The organism is Nitrobacter sp. NHB1 (assembly GCF_036964665.1).
In the GTDB taxonomy this organism is placed as follows: domain Bacteria; phylum Pseudomonadota; class Alphaproteobacteria; order Rhizobiales; family Xanthobacteraceae; genus Nitrobacter.
On record NZ_JBAMDA010000003.1, the window covers coordinates 108,171 to 128,696 of the forward strand.

Annotated in this window: 17 protein-coding genes and 6 pseudogenes; 10 read left to right on the plus strand and 13 right to left on the minus strand. The window is 59.8% G+C overall.

What is annotated here, in order from left to right:
* Positions 1–151: 151 nt before the first annotated feature.
* A complete protein-coding gene (locus V4R08_RS16080) occupies positions 152–379 on the minus strand; it encodes an ArsR/SmtB family transcription factor (RefSeq protein WP_335580392.1) in 228 nt (75 codons plus the stop codon).
* Between the two features lie 155 nt (positions 380–534).
* Between V4R08_RS16080 and V4R08_RS16085 the strand changes: the two genes are divergently transcribed.
* Genes V4R08_RS16085 through V4R08_RS16095 form a run of 3 tightly spaced genes read left to right on the plus strand, consistent with a single transcriptional unit; the run spans position 535 to position 3,609 of the window.
* Complete coding sequence (locus V4R08_RS16085; protein ID WP_335580393.1) at positions 535–1,773, plus strand: efflux RND transporter periplasmic adaptor subunit; 1,239 nt, start codon at positions 535–537, stop codon at positions 1,771–1,773.
* Entirely contained in the window at positions 1,770–2,903 is a 1,134-nt protein-coding gene (locus V4R08_RS16090; RefSeq protein ID WP_335580394.1) for an ABC transporter permease, read from the plus strand. The genes V4R08_RS16085 and V4R08_RS16090 overlap by 4 nt, the downstream gene beginning before the upstream one ends.
* A gap of 1 nt (position 2,904) precedes the next feature.
* Positions 2,905–3,609, plus strand: coding sequence for an ABC transporter ATP-binding protein (locus tag V4R08_RS16095; protein ID WP_335580395.1), 705 nt, complete (start codon positions 2,905–2,907; stop codon positions 3,607–3,609).
* Between the two features lie 131 nt (positions 3,610–3,740).
* Here the strand turns inward: V4R08_RS16095 and V4R08_RS16100 are convergent, their stop codons facing one another.
* Complete coding sequence (locus V4R08_RS16100) at positions 3,741–4,217, minus strand: hypothetical protein (RefSeq protein ID WP_335580396.1); 477 nt, start codon at positions 4,215–4,217, stop codon at positions 3,741–3,743.
* 399 nt (positions 4,218–4,616) lie between these two features.
* Here V4R08_RS16100 and V4R08_RS16105 point away from each other — a divergent pair, with 399 nt between their 5' ends.
* Positions 4,617–4,832, plus strand: a complete 216-nt coding sequence (locus V4R08_RS16105; RefSeq protein ID WP_335580397.1) for a hypothetical protein — start codon at positions 4,617–4,619, stop codon at positions 4,830–4,832.
* Positions 4,833–4,934: 102 nt separating this feature from the next.
* Here the strand turns inward: V4R08_RS16105 and V4R08_RS16110 are convergent, their stop codons facing one another.
* Positions 4,935–5,078: a hypothetical protein gene (locus V4R08_RS16110; protein WP_335580398.1), complete on the minus strand. Its 144-nt coding sequence runs from the start codon at positions 5,076–5,078 to the stop codon at positions 4,935–4,937.
* An 82-nt stretch (positions 5,079–5,160) separates the two neighbouring features.
* Between V4R08_RS16110 and V4R08_RS16115 the strand changes: the two genes are divergently transcribed.
* Positions 5,161–6,000 carry a universal stress protein gene (locus V4R08_RS16115; protein ID WP_335580399.1) on the plus strand — a complete coding sequence of 280 codons (840 nt, stop codon included), beginning with the start codon at positions 5,161–5,163 and terminating at the stop codon, positions 5,998–6,000.
* Positions 6,001–6,009: 9 nt separating this feature from the next.
* Complete coding sequence (locus V4R08_RS16120) at positions 6,010–7,290, plus strand: APC family permease (protein ID WP_335580400.1); 1,281 nt, start codon at positions 6,010–6,012, stop codon at positions 7,288–7,290.
* A gap of 564 nt (positions 7,291–7,854) precedes the next feature.
* Here V4R08_RS16120 and V4R08_RS16125 read toward each other — a convergent pair.
* Positions 7,855–8,106: pseudogene (locus V4R08_RS16125) on the minus strand (IS110 family transposase); the annotation flags it as partial.
* A gap of 222 nt (positions 8,107–8,328) precedes the next feature.
* Positions 8,329–8,631, minus strand: coding sequence for a hypothetical protein (locus tag V4R08_RS16130; protein ID WP_335580402.1), 303 nt, complete (start codon positions 8,629–8,631; stop codon positions 8,329–8,331).
* Positions 8,632–8,885: 254 nt separating this feature from the next.
* On the opposite strand from V4R08_RS16130, the gene V4R08_RS16135 reads away from it, so the two are divergent.
* Both V4R08_RS16135 and V4R08_RS16140 read left to right on the plus strand, forming a co-directional pair.
* On the plus strand, positions 8,886–9,344 hold the full coding sequence (locus tag V4R08_RS16135; RefSeq protein WP_442935701.1) for an arsenate reductase (azurin) small subunit: 459 nt from the start codon (positions 8,886–8,888) through the stop codon (positions 9,342–9,344).
* 11 nt (positions 9,345–9,355) lie between these two features.
* Positions 9,356–11,956, plus strand: coding sequence for an arsenate reductase (azurin) large subunit (locus V4R08_RS16140; protein WP_335580403.1), 2,601 nt, complete (start codon positions 9,356–9,358; stop codon positions 11,954–11,956).
* A 476-nt stretch (positions 11,957–12,432) separates the two neighbouring features.
* On the opposite strand, the pseudogene tnpC reads toward V4R08_RS16140, so the two are convergent.
* The 6 genes and pseudogenes from tnpC to V4R08_RS16170 form a co-directional block, all read right to left on the minus strand.
* A pseudogene (tnpC, locus tag V4R08_RS16145) lies at positions 12,433–13,956 on the minus strand (IS66 family transposase).
* A gap of 76 nt (positions 13,957–14,032) precedes the next feature.
* On the minus strand, positions 14,033–14,389 hold the full coding sequence (tnpB, locus tag V4R08_RS16150) for an IS66 family insertion sequence element accessory protein TnpB (RefSeq protein WP_335580404.1): 357 nt from the start codon (positions 14,387–14,389) through the stop codon (positions 14,033–14,035).
* On the minus strand, positions 14,386–14,820 hold the full coding sequence (gene tnpA, locus V4R08_RS16155; RefSeq protein WP_335580405.1) for an IS66-like element accessory protein TnpA: 435 nt from the start codon (positions 14,818–14,820) through the stop codon (positions 14,386–14,388). Before tnpA ends, tnpB begins: the two co-directional genes overlap by 4 nt.
* Positions 14,821–15,116: 296 nt before the next feature.
* Positions 15,117–15,413, minus strand: coding sequence for a helix-turn-helix transcriptional regulator (locus V4R08_RS16160; RefSeq protein WP_335580406.1), 297 nt, complete (start codon positions 15,411–15,413; stop codon positions 15,117–15,119).
* A 394-nt stretch (positions 15,414–15,807) separates the two neighbouring features.
* A pseudogene (locus V4R08_RS16165) lies at positions 15,808–16,071 on the minus strand (transposase); the annotation flags it as partial.
* A gap of 35 nt (positions 16,072–16,106) precedes the next feature.
* Positions 16,107–16,241: pseudogene (locus V4R08_RS16170) on the minus strand (IS3 family transposase); the annotation flags it as partial.
* A gap of 348 nt (positions 16,242–16,589) precedes the next feature.
* On the opposite strand from V4R08_RS16170, the gene V4R08_RS16175 reads away from it, so the two are divergent.
* Positions 16,590–16,808, plus strand: a complete 219-nt coding sequence (locus V4R08_RS16175; protein WP_335580047.1) for a hypothetical protein — start codon at positions 16,590–16,592, stop codon at positions 16,806–16,808.
* Positions 16,798–18,870: a recombinase family protein gene (locus V4R08_RS16180; RefSeq protein ID WP_335580054.1), complete on the plus strand. Its 2,073-nt coding sequence runs from the start codon at positions 16,798–16,800 to the stop codon at positions 18,868–18,870. The genes V4R08_RS16175 and V4R08_RS16180 overlap by 11 nt, the downstream gene beginning before the upstream one ends.
* A 17-nt stretch (positions 18,871–18,887) precedes the next feature.
* Here V4R08_RS16180 and V4R08_RS16185 read toward each other — a convergent pair.
* A pseudogene (locus V4R08_RS16185) lies at positions 18,888–19,933 on the minus strand (IS3 family transposase); the annotation flags it as partial.
* Positions 19,934–19,983: 50 nt separating this feature from the next.
* A pseudogene (locus V4R08_RS16190) lies at positions 19,984–20,223 on the minus strand (transposase); the annotation flags it as partial.
* Between the last annotated feature and the right edge of the window lie 303 nt (positions 20,224–20,526).

A 20,526-nucleotide genomic window follows, 5' to 3' on the forward strand; every position in this document is an offset into this window, starting at 1 on the left:
CGGTGCGTCGGCGCCGTAGAAGGAATGTTTTTGACTGCGCGACCTGGTCGTGAAGTTTGTCGCCTTTAGCGAATTGGCTCGGGCGCTTCATGGCGATCCCAGCGTCGGCTTGGGTGACGACGCTGAGATTCGGAATACACAGTGTACGATTTCATATTTGCGGCTGTCCATCAGTTTTGATCCAGCGCAATACGCCCTGTAAAAAACCTGCATAATACGCAAGATGCTGGGACGCCGTCGAATCGCGAATACCAAAGAAGTCGGCGAACTGACCAACCGATTTCTCTCCGTTGACAAGTTGGAAGAGGATCAGGCGGGTTGATAGCACCTTTAGCAATTCTCTGGCGCCGCTCGCGGCGCTGCGCAGAGTCAAGCGCAAACGATTATCCGCCCATCGTGAAGAGAGCTTCGAAGATGCTTAGCAGCGATCACACATCGTTTGTCCCGCTGTAGATCGCGCACCGCGGAGCACGCCGCCGCGCCAGCTGAAATGCGGGAGTGATTTCTAAATCAGTGATAAACTAGAGTGTGATCATGAACGACCCTGCACACGCCACTGCTAGGCCACTATCCGAGCAGAAACGAAAAAACGCGGATTTTCTCACCATCTTTCGCAAGCCGGTAACGAAATATGCGCTGACAGTGATTGGCATCCTTGCCGTCATCACAGCGGCTGTCTTTATCTATTCCAACCACCCGATCAATGTTCAGGTGGCGACAATCGAGCGGAACGTTCCGATCCGGGTGTTCGGCCTGGGTACGACCGAGGCTCGCATTCTCTCGAACATCGGGTTTGAGGTCGGCGCCACGCTCACCGAACTGCGCGCCGACCATGGCGACCGTGTCAGCGAGGGGCAGGTACTTGCCCGACTTAGCACCGGCGAGCAGGATGCCAAGGTTGGCAAGGCACGTGCCGCACTGCTGGTCGCCGAGGTCAATATTGCCAAGAGCGCCGCCAATGTGGAGAAAGCGCGCGCGGTGTTCACCCAGAAGCAGGAGACAAATCGGCGCAAGCAGACCCTGGCCGGCCGTGACGTCGTGTCACAGCAAGCGGCGGAGGAAGCGATCCGCGACGAGGCCGTGGCCAAGGCGGACGTCACGGTAGCGGAGAGTGAGGTGGAGAGCGCCAAGGCGCAGCTGACTGATGCCCGCGCCCAGCTTCAGTACGAAGAGACCATGCTGCGGCACCGGACGCTGGTTGCGCCGTTCGATGCGGTCGTCATCGAGCGTCACAAGGAATTAGGTTCAGTGATCAAGGCTGGCGATCCGATCTTCACTCTCATTGCGGTCGGCAGCTATTGGGGCCTCGCCTATGTCGATGAGGCGCGCGCCGGTTTCATTGAGGAAGGGCAACCTGTCGAGGCGCGCCTGCGCTCCCGGCCGCTCGAATCCTTCACCGGCCGCGTGGTTCGTATCGGGCTCGAAAGCGATCGCCTCACCGAGGAGCGGCGCGTCTATCTCAGAGGCGAGAATCCACCGGCCCGTGTCTATCTCGGCGAACAGGTGGAGTTCTTAATCACGGTGGCCAAGCTCGACAAGGCACTGCTCGTGCCTTCGGCCGCGGTGCATGGCTACGACGGCCGGCAAGGCACGGTATGGACAGTGGAACACGGACGTTTGGAGCGCCGCCTGGTTCAATTCCGTCATCGCACTGAAGATTCCCGCCTTGAGATCGTCGATGGATTGCCCGCAAACGCCCGCGTCGTGACCCGGTTAGAGAACGGGCTGCGTGAAGGTCGCGCGGCGCGCGCGACCGAGGCGATACCCAAATGAACCTCGCCTATCGTGACATCCGGCACAAGCTCGGCCGCTTTCTACTGACGTGCTTAGGGCTTGGTCTTTTGCTCGGCGTCGTGCTGGCCATGATCGGCATTTACCGTGGCCTCGTCGTCGATGCCCTGACGATCGCCCGGGCGCCGGCCATCGATCTGTGGGTCGTGCAAGCTAATACACGCGGTCCTTTCGCCGAAGCCTCACGGATTCCCGGTGACCTCCGCGAGGCAGTGGCGCGTATCGCGGGGGTGACCGCCGCTGGGAGCATCACCTATCAGACTGTCGAAGCTGAGCATCAGGGCGGCAAACTGAGGCTTTATGTCATAGGTTACGAACTGACGCGTCCGGGCGGGCCGCCGGAGATCGCCGAAGGCCGCGATATCGCGCGCAGCCATTACGAGATGGTCGCCGACCATTCATCGGGGCTCACCTTGGGCGAACGAATTCGGCTCGGCCGCAGAACGTTCACCGTCGTGGGGCTAACCCGGAACCAGGTCAATTCCGGCGGCGACCCTGCTGTCTACATTCCCCTGGCCGACGCACAAAAGCTGCAATTCGAACTCGCTCCGCCGGCGGCGCGGGTGCAGCTTGCCCGCGGCACAGGCAGCGCCAGCCTGAACACCGTCAATGCTGTGGTCGCTCGTCTACACCCGAATGCCTCCTCCGATGCTACCGCGGCAACGATACGACGCTGGAAGCATCTGGCGGCAATCACGCAGGATAATCAGGAGCTCATTCTGTCGCGCTCGCTGGTCGACCGCGCGCGGCGGCAGATCGGGCTGTTTACCTCGCTGCTGCTGGTTGTCTCGGCCGTCATCATCGCGATCATCATCTACACCATGACCATGGAGAAATTAAAGCAGATCGCCACGCTGAAGCTGATCGGGGCGCCCGACCGGACCATCATCGGCATGATCGTGCAGCAGGCGATGGCTCTCGGGCTGATCGGTTTCGCCATTGCCGCCACGCTTATCATCGGCATCAAAGATTACTTCCCCCGGCGCGTGGTGCTGGAGCCGGACAACGTGGCCGTGCTTGGCGTGATCGTATTCGTGGTGTGCCTGCTGTCCAGCGGCCTCGGCGTCCGTGCGGCGCTGCGGGTCGATCCGGCGACAGCGCTCGGAGGCTGACATGGCGGAACAAGGATCAGACACGCCGCTGGTGCGGCTTGAGAGCATCTCCAAGCATTTTGGCGAAGGCGAGACGCGCGTGGACGCATTGCGTGACGTCTCGCTCGAAGTATTTCCCCGCCAGGTGGTAGCGCTGCTTGGACCTTCTGGCTCCGGCAAAACCACGCTCCTCAATGTCATTGGCTGCATTCTCGATCCGTCGGCGGGCGCGATGGAGCTCGACGGCGAGCTGGTTCTGTATGACGGGCAGTGGCAGCGCAGCGACCTGCGGCGTCTGAGGCTCGACAAGATCGGATTTATCTTCCAGTTCCACAATCTACTGCCGTTCCTTGATGCCACCGACAACGTCGCTGTTGTCCTGCAACTCGCAGGCGCCGACAGTGCGACGGCACGCAGGCGGGCCGGCGACCTGCTCGACGACCTGGAGATCAGCCACCGCAAACACGCCATGCCGGCCAAGCTCTCGGGCGGAGAGGCGCAGCGCGTGGCCATCGCTCGCGCGCTGGCCAACAGCCCGCGCATCATCCTCGCCGATGAACCGACCGCCGCGCTCGATTCCAAGCGTGCCGGTATCGTCATGGACCTGTTGCGCAAGCTCGCTGTTGAGCACGATGCTGCTATCATCGCCGTCACACATGATGAGAAGATTTTCAACCGTTTCGATCGCATCTTCCATCTCCGCGACGGCCACCTGGCCGATGCGTGATTCTGAATCGGCACAGGGCTCAGATCGCTGCAGGTGCCGGCAGTAACGCCGGAAAAAGCCGGTCGGAGTGGACCACTGGCGCGCTGCATTCAGTGCAGCAATCAACCCTCAGGCTTGTCACTTTGTCTCACTCACTTCGCCGCCGGCGTCACCGCGTCGAAGCGATAGCTCGCATGGCAGGCAACGCAGGCCGACAGCTGCGTGCTGAGTCTCGCGAGCAACTGCTCGCGGCTCGCCCCCGAATCGGCGGCGGTAGCAATCTCATCGAAGCGCTTATGGACGCTGAGCCCAAGCTGCTTGAACTCGAGCGGCAACTTGGCCATCAGTGCCGGATTGACGTCGGCGGCCGCTGCCATACCGCTCGCGCGCGCCGCCTGCGCAACCTGCTTCATGTCGCCTTCCTTCACCCCGTCGACGACAATCTGCACGGTCTCAAGCATGCCGCGCATTTCGGTGAGCACGAGATTGCGCTCATTCGATCCCAGCAGAACAGTCGTGCGCCCGTCGGGCGCCACTTGCGTCTGACCGCGAACGAAGAAGAATGCAGCGACGGCAATGGTAACAAGCCAAAGGGCAATGGCAGTGATGGACAGCACACGTGCAGTCATAGATGATCCTCCTGTTGCACATGAATAGCAGTTGTTGCCGGTGAGTGACAGCCATCCTTGCATCGCTGATGCTCGGCGATGCCCTCAACGCTGCAATACACACCAGACAAGACACCGCGCCGGACATGCGGCGGCCAGAATCGACTCCGATCGTTGAACTGAATCGCTAAGATGGGGTGCAAAACTGCTCAAAGTGCGTGGCTACCGCTCCAGTAGCCACACCGTCGGCGACAAACCGGCGATACGTGGCGATCACCTGGAAGAAGCGGTGTGAGATCAGTAGGCCACCTGGAGAACCCGCGTCGCGTGGCCGAGGCATACTCCGCCGCCTTCTTCAGGCTCGCGACGAAACTCGCGAGCCGGATGAGATCGTCCGCCTGGAACGGCAGATAACGGCAGATGGCCACCTTGCGTCGCGGCATCGGTCGGCTGATAGACCGCTATGCCGAGGATGTCATCGACAAGGTGGAATTCGACGCGGTCGATGTGGCCGAGAATGAACGCGAGCTGTCACTCTTGATCTTGATCAACCGCTTGGAGGAGTTCTTCGCCAAAGTGAAGGTAGGACTCGCTGCCTTGACAGGACCGGCATGCGACAGATCGTCCGTGCCGTAATTCGCGGGGTCGAGATCGATGACACGCAGGTCGAGATCATCTTTAGGGTTCCGCCACTCGACGGCCCGGCCAGGCCAAAATCGCCAAGCAAAATGACCGGGCTCAGGCAATATTGTACAGCGGATCGTCGAACGGACGTTCGCCCGGATCAGCCGCAATCGTCGCCTGATGCGCGATCTCGAGCGCTATACCAGGATCGTCGCAGCCTTCGTCCGCCTCGCCATGATGCGCACCGTGCTCAGGCACCTCATACGCTCAACCCAATGCTCCTGAATCTAATCTTCTCGGGATCGGCTCTTTAGGTTCAAACCTCCCAAAGGAGAAGTGAATGGCCTTCAAGGATATTCTTTTGACGCTGACGAGCTATCCGGAACCGACGCCTGTCTCGGTGGTGGATGATGCGGTTTCGATAGCCGCCGCCCTGGGCGCTCACCTCGCGGCTATTTCCTGCGAAGTACATGTGGAAGTGCCCGGAAGCTTCCTTGCGGATAGCATCGTCGACATACCCGGAATCGTTGCGGGTGAGACCGCGAAGAGCCGCAAGAATGCGAAAGCTCTTCTCGCAGCGTTCGAAGCAGCGGCCGATAAGTCCGGCGTTCAGCATGAGATTATTTTGGAGAAATGCGCAACCCATAGGACGCCGTCGCTGCTAGTCGACTATGCACGGCTTCGCGATCTCACGATTATGTCGGTGCCCGAATCGTATGATCAGTGGTACGCGGAGGCTCTGATCTTCGAAACGGGTAGGCCGACGCTGATTCTGCCGGCTGCCCCGCGATCACACCCATTCCAGCTCGATACCGCCGGCGTGGCGTGGGATTTCAGTCGCACCGCTGCGCGAGCGGTTTCGGACGCGCTTCCGCTGCTTGAAACGGCAAAACGGGTTCGCGTCGTTACCGTCACGAACGAAAAGACTTTGGATTCCAAACATTCCGCCGAAGAACTGGCGAAGAACCTTGCTCGTCACGGCATCGACGTCGTGCTGGACAAGGTCGACGCCGATGGCAAGCCGATTGGCGAGGTCCTTGAAACGTACGTGCTTTCACACAAAATCGATGTGCTTGTAATGGGAGCCTATGGACACTCGAGATGGCGTGAATTCGTGCTTGGAGGCGCAACCAAGAGTCTGCTGTCGAGGCCCCCGGTCCCTATTTTGTTCTCGCATTGACGCTCGGCCATGCAAGACGCGAGAACAGATGCAGACAGTCCGCAACTAGAAACAAAGAAGGCGCATCCGAACCCTCCAAAGCTGATCAGATCGCTCACCCTCACCCATGCGGTGCTCTATGGGCTTGGCGTGACGATCGGCGCAGGCATTTACGTACTGGTGGGGGCGGCCGCCGGCCGGAGCGGCATGCACGCGCCTGTGGCGTTTCTTGCGGCCGCGATCGTCATGGGAATAACGGCGGCGTCCTTTGCCGAGTTGGGCACCAGAATGCCGGTCGCAGCGAGCGAAGCAGCTTACGTCCAGGCGGCGTTTCAGCGGAAATGGCTGAGCGGTGCCGCAGGATTACTCGTCGTTGCCGCCGCAACCATTTCCGGGGCCACCATCAGCGTAGGAAGCGCCGGATACTTAGGCGTATTCATTCCGCTTCCGGAATCCTGGATCATAGCCGCCGTCGTGCTCGCGATGGGCGCCATCGCCTGCCTCTCGGCGGCGCAATCCATCAGTTTTGCGGGACTGATGACGGTGGTCGAAATTGGCGGGCTACTGCTTATCGTCGCGGCTGGCCTCTTGGGGGACGGTCCTCTAATCTCCCGGCTTCCGGAATTATGGCCCGCCATCGGCGACCTGTCTGCCTGGGGCGGCATCGCGCGAACCACCCTGCTTGCCGTATTTGCGTTTATCGGCTTCGAGCATTTGGTGAACATTTCCGAAGAAATGAAGAACCCGCGACACACCTTGCCCCGGGCCCTATTCATAACGCTCGGGGTGACTGCTCTGCTCTATGCCTTGGTGGTCTGGATCGCAGTCATCGCGGTGCCGCCGGTGGAACTCGCGAGATCGTCGGCCCCCCTGGCGCTGGTCTTTCAGCGCTTGACAGGACTTCCTCTGCATGTGTTGAGCGCCATCGCGATCGTCGCGACAGTCAATGGAATCATTGTCCATATGATCATGATCGGGCGCGTGCTCTATGGCCTCGCTAATCAGGATAACCTTCCCACCTTCCTTGCGAAGGTGGATTCGAAGAGCGGCACACCGGTTATTGCGACTCTCTTTGGCGTTGCGGCCATCCTGATCCTGGCGCTTGGCGTTCCTCTGACTGGATTGGCCGAGTGGACGTCACGCTTTACGCTCGGAATCTTTGCGTTCGTGAATCTGGCCCTCATAAGGATCAAAGTTGCGGAATCAATGCCCCCTTCGGATGTGTTTCTAGTGCCGATATGGGTTCCAGTCGTAGGATTGGTGACCAGCACCTCGTTCGTCCTTATTGATTTTACATATACCGCTTCATGACGTAATAGCATCAAAGAAGCCAGGCGCCAGCTCAGGCTGACACCGTGACTGCTTCAAACAATAATTGTCGTGGAAACCGTCGGTGTTGTGGTTCCCATCCTGCGTCGACGGGGCGCGCGTCCAATTATAGACTATCCTCATCGCATGTTGAAAAGCTCAGAGCGCGGATCGAAGACCCAAGCTCCGGCCATCCCCGAAGCGGCGCGCAAATGCCTTGCTCTTCTCGTTGAGACACTCTCCAAACATTGAAGGGCGACTGCGGCCATTAACGTCGTGGAGCGACCACGTCGCGAGACGGCTGATGAGCATTCCCGGCGTCGTGCGCAGTCATCTCGGCGCAATACGGACCTTCTCATGCCGGCGTGTCTGGCGTCGATCCTTCAGTACTCGTTCTGCCGGTTTGTCCGACCCGGATTTCTGTTTCATCTTTACTCCTTAAAGCTACGATGAATCAGAACACTTCCGTTTGAAAAGTCCTTCAATCGATCCCAGACGTGCTGACGGAGAACAATCCTGGTGCCGTCCGGAATGTGATTCAATTGGGTAGCGCGATCTCCGACAACATGAGTGCGCATGCCGGGCGTCGATGCATACCACTGAAAGATCGACCCTACGAAGTTCATGCCATAGCCAGCTTGCCATCGCCCCCGTCTCAAAACCGATGCGCTCCGCATGCGGCGCCCGCTCGCGAAGCAGCGCGGTGAGCGCCCCCGGATCGGACTTGGCTTTTCCCTCGAACAAAATATGCCCTGTCTCGTTGAGCACGCACACCGAGGTTTCCCTTTGCGAGACGTCTAATCCGACATATTGCTTCATAGCCCCTCCGATTCGTGTGATTGCGTGAGGGCTTGAAGATAGCGGACCTTTCGTCTCGCACGCCGCCCGCAATTACGTCATCGTACAGGGGTCAGATCGCTGCAGGTGATAAAGACAACAGGAAAAAAGCCGGAGTGGAGTCACGATGCGCTGCGAACCGTCTGAGCAGCAAGATTCCTCGGAAAGGTTTGGCTTTGCTGCGGCAACGGAGCGTGTGCGCACTTACGCGAACACGAGATAGCGCTCATCTGATGCCAGCAGAACAGCCGTATGCTCGGCACCACCTGCGCCGAACCGCGAACGAGAATACGACCCCGACAATGATAACAAGTCAAGGGCGATGGCCGCGACGGACAGCACGCGTGCAGTCATGGGATCAATCTCCTTGTTGCCCATGATAGGAGTCATCACCGGGAAATACAGCACGACCACAAATGCGATCGGTGCGACATTTCGGGCTTGGAAACTATGGCGCGGTTGGCGGGCATGCTTCGCTGAGCCCCTGTTAGGCTTGATCTGAATCAATGAAGGTGGGTCCGAAGTTATGGATAAAGGAGGGAGAACGATTACGATTGAAGGCTTCTCCTAGTAACTGCGATCCTGACAGCGACTGGCGGAGCGCACTACGGGACCGGGCTCGACGCGATGGATTTACGGTGGCGCTAGCGCAAGTGGCCCGGCGGGTGCTCGCCATTGACATCGAGGAGGACTCACAGGTGAACAGATGTAGGAAGATCGCGGACATTGGACGGCGCAGATTTCTGACCGGCGCGGGTCTCATGACGGCTGGCGTGGCGGCGGCGAGAGTGCTGCCAGCCGAGGCAAAAGCGGCACCGAACGCTGCGTTGGTCGACTATCCCGCCAAACGCCTCGGCAACATCAAGGAACTCAAGATCAATGAGCCGTTCGAAGTGGCTTATCCAGACGACGACGCGCCAGGCGTTCTGATCAAATTGGGGACCCGCGTGCCGACAGGGGTGGGACCTGACGGAGATGTCGTCGGGTTCACCACGCTGTGTCCGCATAAGGGATTTCCTCTTTCCTACACAGCTGACGACAAGACGCTGAATTGCTCGGGGCACTACTCGCGTTTCGACTGCGAAAAGGGCGGCTTGCAGATTTGGGGGCACGCTACGCAGAACCTCCCGCAATATGTGCTTACGGTCGATGAGAAGGGCAACATCTATGCCGACGGCATTGACGAGCTCCTCTATGGCCGTCTGTCGAATGTGCTCTGAAGGAGGTTAACATGGCATACAAGCGTCAGATCAGTCAGCTTCCGATCGTTCCGGTCAACGCAAAGGAACATAACGTCGTCTGCCATTACTGTATCGTCGGCTGCGGCTATAAAGCCTACACTTGGGATGCCCGCTACGAGGGCGGCCGGGCGCCATCGGAGAATCGGTTCGGGGTTGATCTCAATACCCAGCAGGAGGCGGAGACGCCAGCCTGGTATGCGCCGTCGATGTACAACATCGTGAAGCAGAATGGGCGCGACGTTCATCTCGTAATCAAGCCCGACAAGGATTGCGTGGTTAATTCCGGACTGGACTCGATCCGCGGCGCCCGCATTGCCGAAATGAGCTATTCACAGCAGCGCAACACGCAACTGCAGCGGCTGACCGATCCTCTCGTTTGGCGTTATGGCCAGCTTCAGCCGACAAGCTGGGACGATGCGCTCGACCTCGTCGCCCGCGTCACTGCTGCGATCATCAATGAACAGGGCGAGGACGGAGTCTTTGTTTCTGCCTATGATCATGGAGGCGCCGGGGGCGGTTACGAGAACACGTGGGGCACCGGAAAGCTCTATTTCGGCGCAATGAAGATCAAGAATATCCGCATTCACAACCGGCCGGCCTATAATTCCGAAGTTCACGCTACGCGCGACATGGGAATCGGCGAACTCAACAACTGCTATGAGGACGTCGAACTGGCTGACACGATCCTGGCGGTTGGCACCAACGCCTTGGAAACCCAGACCAACTATTTCCTCAACCACTGGATTCCGAACCTCCGCGGGACCTCTGTGGACAAGAAGAAGGCCGAGTTCGGGGGCGAGCCAGTCGGCCAAGGTCGGGTTATATTCGTTGATCCGCGCAGAACAGTAACGATCAACGCCTGCGAAGTTGAGGCTGGCAAGGAAAACGTGCTCCACCTCGCGATCAATTCCGGGACCGACCTCATCCTGTTCAATGCTTTGCTGACCTACATTGCCAATAAAGGGTGGACCGACAAAGACTTCATCAACGCCTCTACGATCAACTTCGACAAGGCACGAGCAGCCAACAAGGTCAGCATCGAGGAGGCTGCGCGCATCACCGGGTTGAAGCCACAGGACATCATCAAGGCGGCGTCATGGATTGCCGAGCCCAAGGCCGGCGGTGCGCGTCGCCGCACCATGTTTGCCTACGAGAAGGGGCTGATCTGGGGCAACGACAATTATCGAACGAACGCGTCGCTTGTTAATCTTGCGCTCGCCACAGGCAACATTGGGCGTCCGGGCGGCGGTTGTGTCCGGATGGGCGGTCACCAGGAGGGTTATTCGCGACCGTCGGACGCCCATGTCGGACGGCCCGCCGCCTATGTCGACAAGTTGCTGATCGACGGCAAAGGCGGGGTCCACCACATTTGGGGGTGCGACCACTATAAGACCACGCTGAACGCGATGGAGTTTAAGCGCGTCTACAAGAAACGGACGGACCTCGTGAAGGACGCCATGAATACCGTCCCCTATGGTGATCGGGCCGCGATGGTAGCCGCCATAATGGGCGCCATTCGCAAGGGTGGCCTCTTCTCCGTCGACGTCGATATCGTCCCGACAAAGATCAGCGAGGCAGCTCATGTCATCCTGCCAGCGGCGACGTCAGGCGAAATGAACCTGACCTCGATGAATGGCGAACGTCGCATGCGCTTGACGGAGCGCTATATGGATCCTCCGGGACAAGCCGTACCCGATTGTCTGATTGCGGCGCGTATTGCCAATCACCTTGAGCGAGTCTTCCGCGAGGTGGGCAAGAAAGATGTGGCTGATAAGTTCAAGGGCTTCGACTGGAAAACCGAAGAAGACGCCTTCATGGACGGCTATCACCAGCACGCGAAAGGCGGAGAATTCGTGACCTATGCGCGCCTACGCGCCATGGGTACGAACGGCTTTCAGGAGCCGGCCATTGGTCTCGAGCCAGCCGGTGCTGTCGCCGCCGGCACGTTAGCCGGCGGAAAGGGACAGCTGCAAGGACCTGCAACGCGGGGCAAGGAGCCGGTTCAGAAGCCTGTCCCGACCGCAGCCGGCGCTCTGCCGACTTCCGCGGGAACAGAACGGATCATCGGCACCAAGCGATTGTATGCCGATGGAAAGTTCAATCGGCCGGACGGCAAGGCGCAATTCATGAAAGCGCAATGGCGCGGCCTGCGGGCTCCGGGAAAGCAGGCTGAGAAGGATAAGTTCGCCTTTCTGATCAACAGCGGACGCACCAATCAAGTCTGGCAGAGCGCTTATCTTGATGTAGATAACGAACTTGTCATCGACCGATGGCCCTATCCTTTCATCGAAATGAATCCGCAGGACATGGCGGACCTCAGGCTTGTCGAAGGCGATCTGGTAGAGGTGTTCAACGACAATGGATCGACTCAGGCGATGGTCTATCCGACGCCGTCGGCAAAACGGAAACAAGCCTTCATGCTTTTTGGTTACCCGATGGGAGTGCAGGGGAACGTCGTGTCAGCTGGCGTGAACGAGTTCATCATTCCAAATTACAAGCAGACTTGGGGTAATATCCGAAAGATCTCTGGCGCGCCGGAAGGCACCCGTCATCTTTCTTTCAAATCCCAAGAATATCCCCAACCAACGTAGCAGCCATCGCAACTATTCCGGCGAGCGCAATTGCGCTTGCCGGCGCTTGACTGAGGAATCCTCTCGGATGCAAACAGAACCGCTCAGCGGGGGCGGCTTCCGCCTGGGATTCGTGAGCTGCGCGCAAGCTCCGAAGTTAGTGTTTGTCAGCGGATAGAAGACGTTCCGGCAAAGCACTTGGACGCGCACGCCGCGATGCAAAAACACTTGTCGCCGCCGACCGGCGCCGGGGCCTTCGGCGGACAACACGATATGTCTTCCGCAATTTGTCCGTCATGGATAATGATACTCGCTGCAAACGACATGTCATCCGCCATAGCCCTGCATCGAGGCATCTGAGTGTGAATGCTGATCGAAAAATGACCCCCATCGGCATCATGGGGACCCCTTCAGCCCATTGATTTCATTGAGTTGGAATGATGGGACCCCCTTGCCGATCATGGTCGAGACCCCACGCCGAAACGTAAGCGCTGTTCCTATGCCACAGCTTTGAGTTCTTGCTTTCTGTAGGCCCACGGCAGCAACTGATCGATATCGCGGTTGGGGTGACCATTGACGATGCGCGTGAGGACGTCGGTCAGATACGCGAGCGGGTCGATGTCGTTCAATTTGCAGGTCTCGATCAGGGACGCGACGGTGGCCCAATGCTCGGCGCCTCCGTCAGAACCCGCGAACAATGCGTTCTTCCGGCTAAGCGCGATCGGGCGGATGGAGCGCTCGACGGTGTTGTTGTCGAGTTCGATGCGGCCGTCATCGATGAAGCGCGTCAGGCCCTCCCAGCGCGACAGGGCGTAACGGATGGCCGTGGCAAGCTTACTTTTCTGGCTGATCAGTCCGAGCTTTGCGCGCAACCACGGCTCGAGCGCAGCGATCAGGGGACGGCTTTTTAGCGAGCGAACTGCTCGGCGTTCCTCGGGACTTCGACCGCGGATGTATTTCTCGACGGCGTAGAGCCCGGCAATACGTTCGAGCGCTTCGCTGGCGATCGGTGCCGGACCAGATACGGCGAGCTCATAGAAGCCACGCCGAACGTGAGACCAGCAGAATGCCAGGCGGACATCGCCTCGGTCGGCGAGCTTGCGATAGCCGGCATAACCATCGACCTGCAGAATGCCCTTGAAGCCCTCCAGATGGGCAATTGGCCGTTCAGATTTGCGATCGGGTGCGTAGACGTAAACGGCGCCCGGTGGATCACAGCCGCCCCAAGGCCGGTCGTCAGCGGCATAGGCTCAAAGCTGGCCGGTCTTGGTGCATCCCCGTCCGGGATCGAGCACCGGCGCCGTCGTCTCGTCCGCAAACAACCGGGGTCGCTCCTTCAGTCTTAGCAACAGCCGCTCCTGCAGCGGACGCAGATGCCAGGCAGCGTGACCGACCCAGTCGGCCAGCGTCGATCGATCCAGCTCCATGGCTTGCCGGGCGTAGATCTGAGCCTGGCGATACAGCGGCAGGTGGTCGGCATATTTCGACACCAGGACCTGGGCGATGGTGGCTTCCGTCGGCATGCCGCCTTCGATCAGTCGCGCGGGCGCCAGGGCCTGCACGACACCATCTTGGCAACGCCGGCAGGCGTATTTCGGACGGCGGGTGATGAGCACCCGGAACTGCGCCGGCACGATGTCCAGTCGCTCGCTCTTGTCCTCCCCGATCCGGTGCAGCTCGCCCTGGCAGCTGGGACAGGTCCTGCTGTCGATATCGACGACGATCTCGACCCGTGGCAAATGCGCCGGCAACGAGCCGCGGTTGGTGCGTCGCTTCTCGGCCCGCGCGGCTCGCTCAGCCGGAGCCGACGGATCTGCTATCGCCGCATCGCTCGCCGCCATTTGCTCGACGTCTTCGAGACCGAGCAGCATTTGATCTTCGGGCAGCGTCTCGGCCCTGCGGCCAAAACGGTGCCGCTGCATTTCCTTGATGATCTGGCGCAGCCGCTCACTCTCGCACTGCTCGGCGAGCAGCATCGCTTTCAGCGTCTCAAGATCGTCGGGCAATGCATCGCTTGGCATGATCGAATCAGACCATATTCGCGGGCAATTTGCGACGGCTTCGATGCGACTAACTCACTTAGCTCAGAGATAAAGATCAACTCGGCTGTGTCGGCGTCACTATTTCCCGCGCCTCATGGACGCGACGCCAGTCCAGCCCTTCCAGCAGCGCCGACAATTGCGCAGCCGATAACTTCATCACGCCGTTCTCAATCTTCGGCCACCGGAAGACGCCATCCTCCAGCCGCTTGGCGAACAGACAAAGACCAGTGCCATCCCAGAACACCAGCTTGATCCGGTCGGCGCGTTTAGCCCTGAACACGTAGACCGCTCCGGAGAAGGGATCCGCCGCCATTGTCTCGCGCACCAGTGCCGCCAATCCCTCGGCACCCTTGCGGAAGTCGACAGGTTTGGTCGCCACCATCACGCGGACCGCGCCGGTCGGGCCGATCACGTGCCATCTTTCAATGCTCGCAGCACCGCTGTCACGGTCTTTGCGTCCGCACCGCGGCCAACCCGAACCGTCATGCCGTCGATCGCGACCTCGATCATTCCCTCACCGGGTTCAACCTGGCGCCGTGACATTTTGCGTCGATGGCGGACGGACGAAGACGGTGCCACGTCCAGGACTGCCGGAACGAACTGCAACTCTTCAGCATGCGAATGCGCCGTCTGGGATCCTTGCAATTCCCGCCGCCAGCCAAATAATTGCTGCGGCGAAAGCCCGTGCCGTCGAGCTACGGCAGAAACAGACTCGCCGCTCCCTACGATCTCAGCGACGATCCGTGCCTTGTCCTCGTCGCTCCACGTTCGCCGGCGGCCTGCCCCGGTGAACACCTCAAGCCGATGAACCGGCTTAGTGATAGCATCATCCACTGTGTCCATTCTAAGCCTAACGGTTATCTGAACCATCAGACTCGCAGATCAGGACATCACCAGGAAGGTGACCTCAGAACACCGCTTACGCCGAAACACAGACTGCTTCCGTCCGCGTCGCACCGTCGTAGATCGCGGCCAGAGCCAGAAGTCGCCGCGCCTGCGGCCCGTCTTTCGACCCGTCTGGCAGCGGACCGTGTCGTCTGTGCGTTGAAATCAGCTCGGAGCGGCAGGGGCGACATGGCGAACCTCCCTCGTTCGCCATGTTGAATCAGCCCGCCGCTGATTTGAAAAGCCCCACAGAGTCACGCTCTCCGAGATTTGGTATTAGGTCGTTTTATCTTTGGCTGCGTGACTTGTTCCTTGAGCCGGACGCCCCGACCGCCAGCCAGGCTTTGACCATCCGGACTGATCAACTCGATGCCCGCGTTGTCCAGAGCTGAAACCAGCTTCATCAGGGAATCGACATTGCCACGAATGACGCCGTCACTTGCTTCCATGCGTTGAATGGTTGGAACTGAAAGGTCCGCTAGTTCAGCCATGTGCCGTTGATCTATATTCAGCAGCGCACGGGCGGCCCTGAGTTGATTAGCGGAAATCATGAATTGGCCAGCTCCAATGCGATTCACCACACATACATTTAAACCATGTGAAATGCAGTATCAAGCATCCATTTAAATATATATGACATCATCAACGGTATGCCTGCAATAACTTTGCCCACGAGGCCAATGATAGAATTAACGGCAGTCCTGATGGGGTTGTCTAATCGCTGCTGGGGCGTCAAGCATATAATTTCGCCGAGGAGACGCTGCCGGGTGCATGGTTGTCTTCGCGGTCGACATTAGCCGCCGCATGATGGAGCTTCGCGGAACGAGCCTTCAATGTGGACGACGCACTTTGCTGAGTCAGCAGTGCAACCCCATCAGCGGAATGGCTCGGCTCACGTCCCGGCAGGGACACCTTAGGCGTTCGGGTTCTGAACGCTATCCGGACTTATGCGGCGGCTCCGGCATTCGGATTAAACAACTCGCCGGTCTTAAGCATCGTATGCATTATCACCGCCAGTTTGCGCGCCACAGCCACGGCAGCTCTTTTGAAGCCGATCCTCTGCCGGAGCTGCAGACCCCACGTGCGCAGAGTGCTGTCGGTTGAGCTGCGCGTCAGAATGACCGCCGCCGCTTCGTAGAGAAGCCCGCGCAAATGGCGGTCGCCACGTCGGGATATATGGCCGTCATAATCGACTTCTCCGGATTGGTAGTGGCCTGCCCCCATCGGGTGGTCCGGGTTGAATATTAGTGCATGATTGGTTTTGGCGCCATGGCTGGTGCGGCCGGCGAAGCTGGTCCGCGTAGCGGAGCCGGCCATTGCACGACCTCTGGCGCCGGTGGTTTGTAGCCCAACGATGAGTGCGGGCGCTCGGTATTGTACAACACGACGACAGAACGCCCACGGGACCGAGGAGCGCGAGCTTCTTTATCCGTGGCATCCATGGGCCGGATGCCTGGTCCATATTCATGAGGTCATCGAGAAGGCTGGCGGAGAAGTTTTCCGGTGCAGCCTCATTGGTCGGGCATCCGCGCGATGGCTGGAGATTCCGGCGTGGATGTTCGATCGGGCGGCCTGGTGTGTCGGCGCCGCACCCTATGTTGACATTGCGGTGCTGACCGCCTTGGCAACGCTGCTGCAGGATGTGACGTCCGTTTCGGGCGCACCATCGCAATTGCGGGATTCAAGCGCAGCATTGGGCTCTCACGACACGAATCGGGGAGATGTCCATGCCACGCCCGCCTACCGCTCATCGCCATCCTCACAGCAATGCACGTCAGTTCGATCTGTTCTGCGACCCGCCCTACGCCGCGGCGCAGACGCCGCAATGGCAGGCGTTGCCCGCCGAGACGCGCCATACGCTGACGAAGCTGCTGGTCCGCCTGATCTTCGGCCACGCCGACGGCGACCTCGTTCGGGAACGGGAGGAGATGCGTCATGATGTCTGAGAAGATCAGGCCGCACCATCTGGAGCGCAAGGCGATCCTGTATGTCCGGCAGTCCTCCGCCCATCAGGTTCTCCACAATCGCGAGAGCAGCGCCTTGCAATATGCGATGCGCGATCGTCTGACGGCGCTGGGCTGGTCTCGCATCGAAACGGTCGATGACGATCTCGGGCGCTCGGCGGCGGGCGGCGTCGCGCGCGCCGGCTTTGATCGAATGGTGGCCGAGGTCTGCCTGGGCAAGGTCGGTGCGGTCGCGGCGCGGGAAGTCTCGCGTTTCGCCCGCAACAGCCGCGACTGGCAGCAGCTGATCGAGATGTGCCGCGTCGTCGATACCGTGCTGATCGATCAGGAGATGGTCTATGCGCCGCGTCAGGGCAACGACCGGCTGTTGCTGGGATTGAAGGGCAGCCTCAACGAGTATGAGCTCGATCTTCTGCGCCAGCGTTCCCTGTCGGCCCGCTATGAGAAGGCCCGGCGCGGCGAACTCATCGTCGCGGCCCCGGTCGGCTTTGTGAAGGTCGGCGACAGGCTCGAGAAGGATCCCGATCGCCGTGTCCAGGAAGCCGTCATTCTGGTCTTCGACAAGGTCGCCGAGCTCGGCAGTGTCCGGCAAGCCCTGCTCTGGTTCATCGAGCATGGGCTGGACTTGCCCGCCAAGCGCAACAACGGTGACGTGGTCTGGCGCAGGCCCAATTATGCGACCATCCACCGGATGATCGAGAACCCGATCTACGGCGGCGCCTACGCCTATGGTAAGAGTCGTGTCGCGACAGGATATGACGCAGCAGGCGTGATCCGACCCAGCCGCCGTCGTAAGGCGCGAGCCGAATGGCTGGCGCTGATCCCAGGCGTCCATGTGGGTTACGTCAGCTGGGAGCGGTCGGAGGCGATCCGCAAGATGGTGCGCGACAACATGCCCACAGGCCGACATCACGGAGCGCCGAAGCACGGCGACGCTTTGCTCGCCGGCCTTGTCCGCTGCCGGCGTTGTGGACGCAAGCTGACGATTCGCTACACCGGCGCCAAGCATAACATTCCGCGCTATTCCTGTTGGCGGGGTTCGCTCGACAATGGCGAGCCACGCTGCATCGCATTCGGAGGATTGCGTGTCGACGACGCCATCGAGGAAGCTCTTCTGCGGGTTGTCGAACCGGGAGCGATAGCTACGGCCGTCGAGGCCGAAGCACAAGCGGCCAACCGCCGCGATCAGGTTCGTGAGGCGCTGGTGCGCGACCTCGAGGCGGCGCGCTACAGCGCCGATCGGGCATTCCGGCAGTACGATGCCGTCGATCCGCAGAACCGCCTGATCGCGGCGGAACTGGAGTTGCGATGGAACGGCGCGCTCACACGTGTCGGCGAGATCGAGATCAGGATTGCCGCGCATGATGCCGCGACATCGGCACCATCACGGGCGCCAGTCCACCTCGCCGCGCTGGCCGCTGATCTCAAGGCGGTCTGGTCGGCGCCGTCGACCGACGCGAGGCTCAAGAAGCGAATCGTGCGCACCGTCATCCACGAGGTGGTCGCCGATATCGATGACGAAGCGTCAGAGATCGTTCTCCTGACCCATTGGATGGGCGGCGTTCATACCGAACTGCGCCTGCCGAGGCGCCGCCGCGGACAGCGCAATAGCATCTCCGCCGACATGCTGGCCGCCGTCCGCCAACTGGTTCTCATCGCCAATGATGATCTGATCGCCGGCATTCTCAACCGGAACGGCCTGGTGACCGGCCACGGCAATCGCTGGATACGGGAGCGGGTCACCGCGCTCAGGTCGCATCATAAGATCCCGGTCTTTCGGCCGGCGCCGGATGGGAACGAGCCATGGCTTAATCTGAACAAGGCGGCGGGTTTGCTCGGCATTGCACCGAAGACGCTTAGGCTCGCCGCCGCAGCGGGCGAGATCGAGGCGGGTCATCCTCTGCCGGATGGTCCTTGGATCTTCAGCCGATCAACGCTCAGCGAACCGGCGGCTCAGCGCCTCGTTCGTCGCGCGAGGCAAAACCCAAATCACCCCACGGGATCGCATCCAGATCAGCAAAGCCTCTTCTCTCCAATCACATAGACAGATGTGTGTTATGAAACAGGATTGTAATGACGACGCCACGCTTCGATGATGACCTTTGCCTCGGCTAGGCTGTAGAAGATCTCGCCGTTGAGGAGTTCGTCGCGCAGCTTCGAGTTGAAGCTCTCGCAATATCCATTCTCCCATGGACTGCCTGGCTCGATGAAAGCAGTCTTGGCCCCGACCGCCACGATCCACTCGCGAACCGCTTTGGCGATAAATTCGGGGCCGTTGTCCGAACGAACATATCCAGGCACGCCCCTGAGGATGAACAGGTCCGACAGGACGTCGATGACATCCGTCGAATTGAGCTTGCGGCCAATGCGGATCGACAGGCATTCCCGGCTGAACTCGTCGATGACGTTGAGCATGCGAAACTTCCGTCCCTCGTGGGTTCGGTCCTCCACGAAATCGTAGGACCAGACATGATTGGGGCGCTCCGGCCGCAGGCGGATACAGGATCCGTCGTTCAGCCAGAGGCGGCTCTTCTTCGGCTGCTTCTGCGGGACTTTCAGCCCCTCCCGTCGCCAGATTCGCTCGACGCGCTTGACGTTCACTGTCCAACCCTCAAACCTCAGCATCGCCGTGATCCGGCGATAGCCGTAGCGGCCATACTGGGTGGCGTACCTGATAATGTCGGTAGTCAACCCCGCTTCGTCGGCGCGCCCTGTTGGCTTCTTGCGCTGTGTCGAACGATGCTGTCCGAGAACCCGGCAGGCAAAGCGTTCCGATACACCAAGCTTCGCCATGACATGATCGATGCAGCGACGGCGACGGGCGGGGCTCAGAAGTTTCCCGAGGCAGCCTCTTTCAAAACCAGCTTCTCAAGCGTCAGATCCGACACCGCCTTGCGCAGCCGTCCGTTCTCCTTCTCCAGTTCCTTCAACCGCTTCACCTGATCCCTCTTCAGGCCGCCAAATTCCTTGCGCCAACGATAGTAGGTAAACTGCGTCACGCCGATCGAGCGAACTGCTTCTCCAACCGATCGGCCTTGTGACAACAGCACGTCCACCTGGCGCAGCTTCGCGACAATCTCTTCGGGCTTATGCTTCTTCTGGGGCATTCCAACGTCCTCCTATGGCTCAAAAGCCTACTTCAGGGAGGACCACTTTTCAGGGGGCAGACCATTTTGTTGAACACGCCGAGCCGGCTCCAGCGCACGAACCGATTGTAGATGGTATTGTGCGGGCCATACTCGCCCGGCGCATCGCGCCAGCGCAGGCCATTTCTGATGACGAAGATGATGCCGCTGATCACCCGCCGGTCATCGACCCTCGCGATCCCGTGCGATAACGGAAAATACGGTTCGATCCGGCGCATCTGCGCCTCTGACAGCAAAAACAATTCAGCCATGGTGACGCACCCCTCGCGTCACCAGTGAATCAGCCAATCAGGCAACCCGCAAGAAAATTAATGGGTCCTGACCCTAGATTACAGTTGTAATTTGTATTGCGCGTTTTACCGAGTTCCGACTCGATGAATCATCATGATTCGACATCGATTATGGACGACAGGCGTGTTGGTCGAAACGGTACTGGAGTTGTGGGCGTCGTCGCATGCGCCCGTTGTTTGCGCAGGAGCGTACAGCGACGGGCGCGGGTGCCGGTCAGTCATCGACCCCACTCAGGGCTACAAGCCTTTCGTCTTCAACAATGG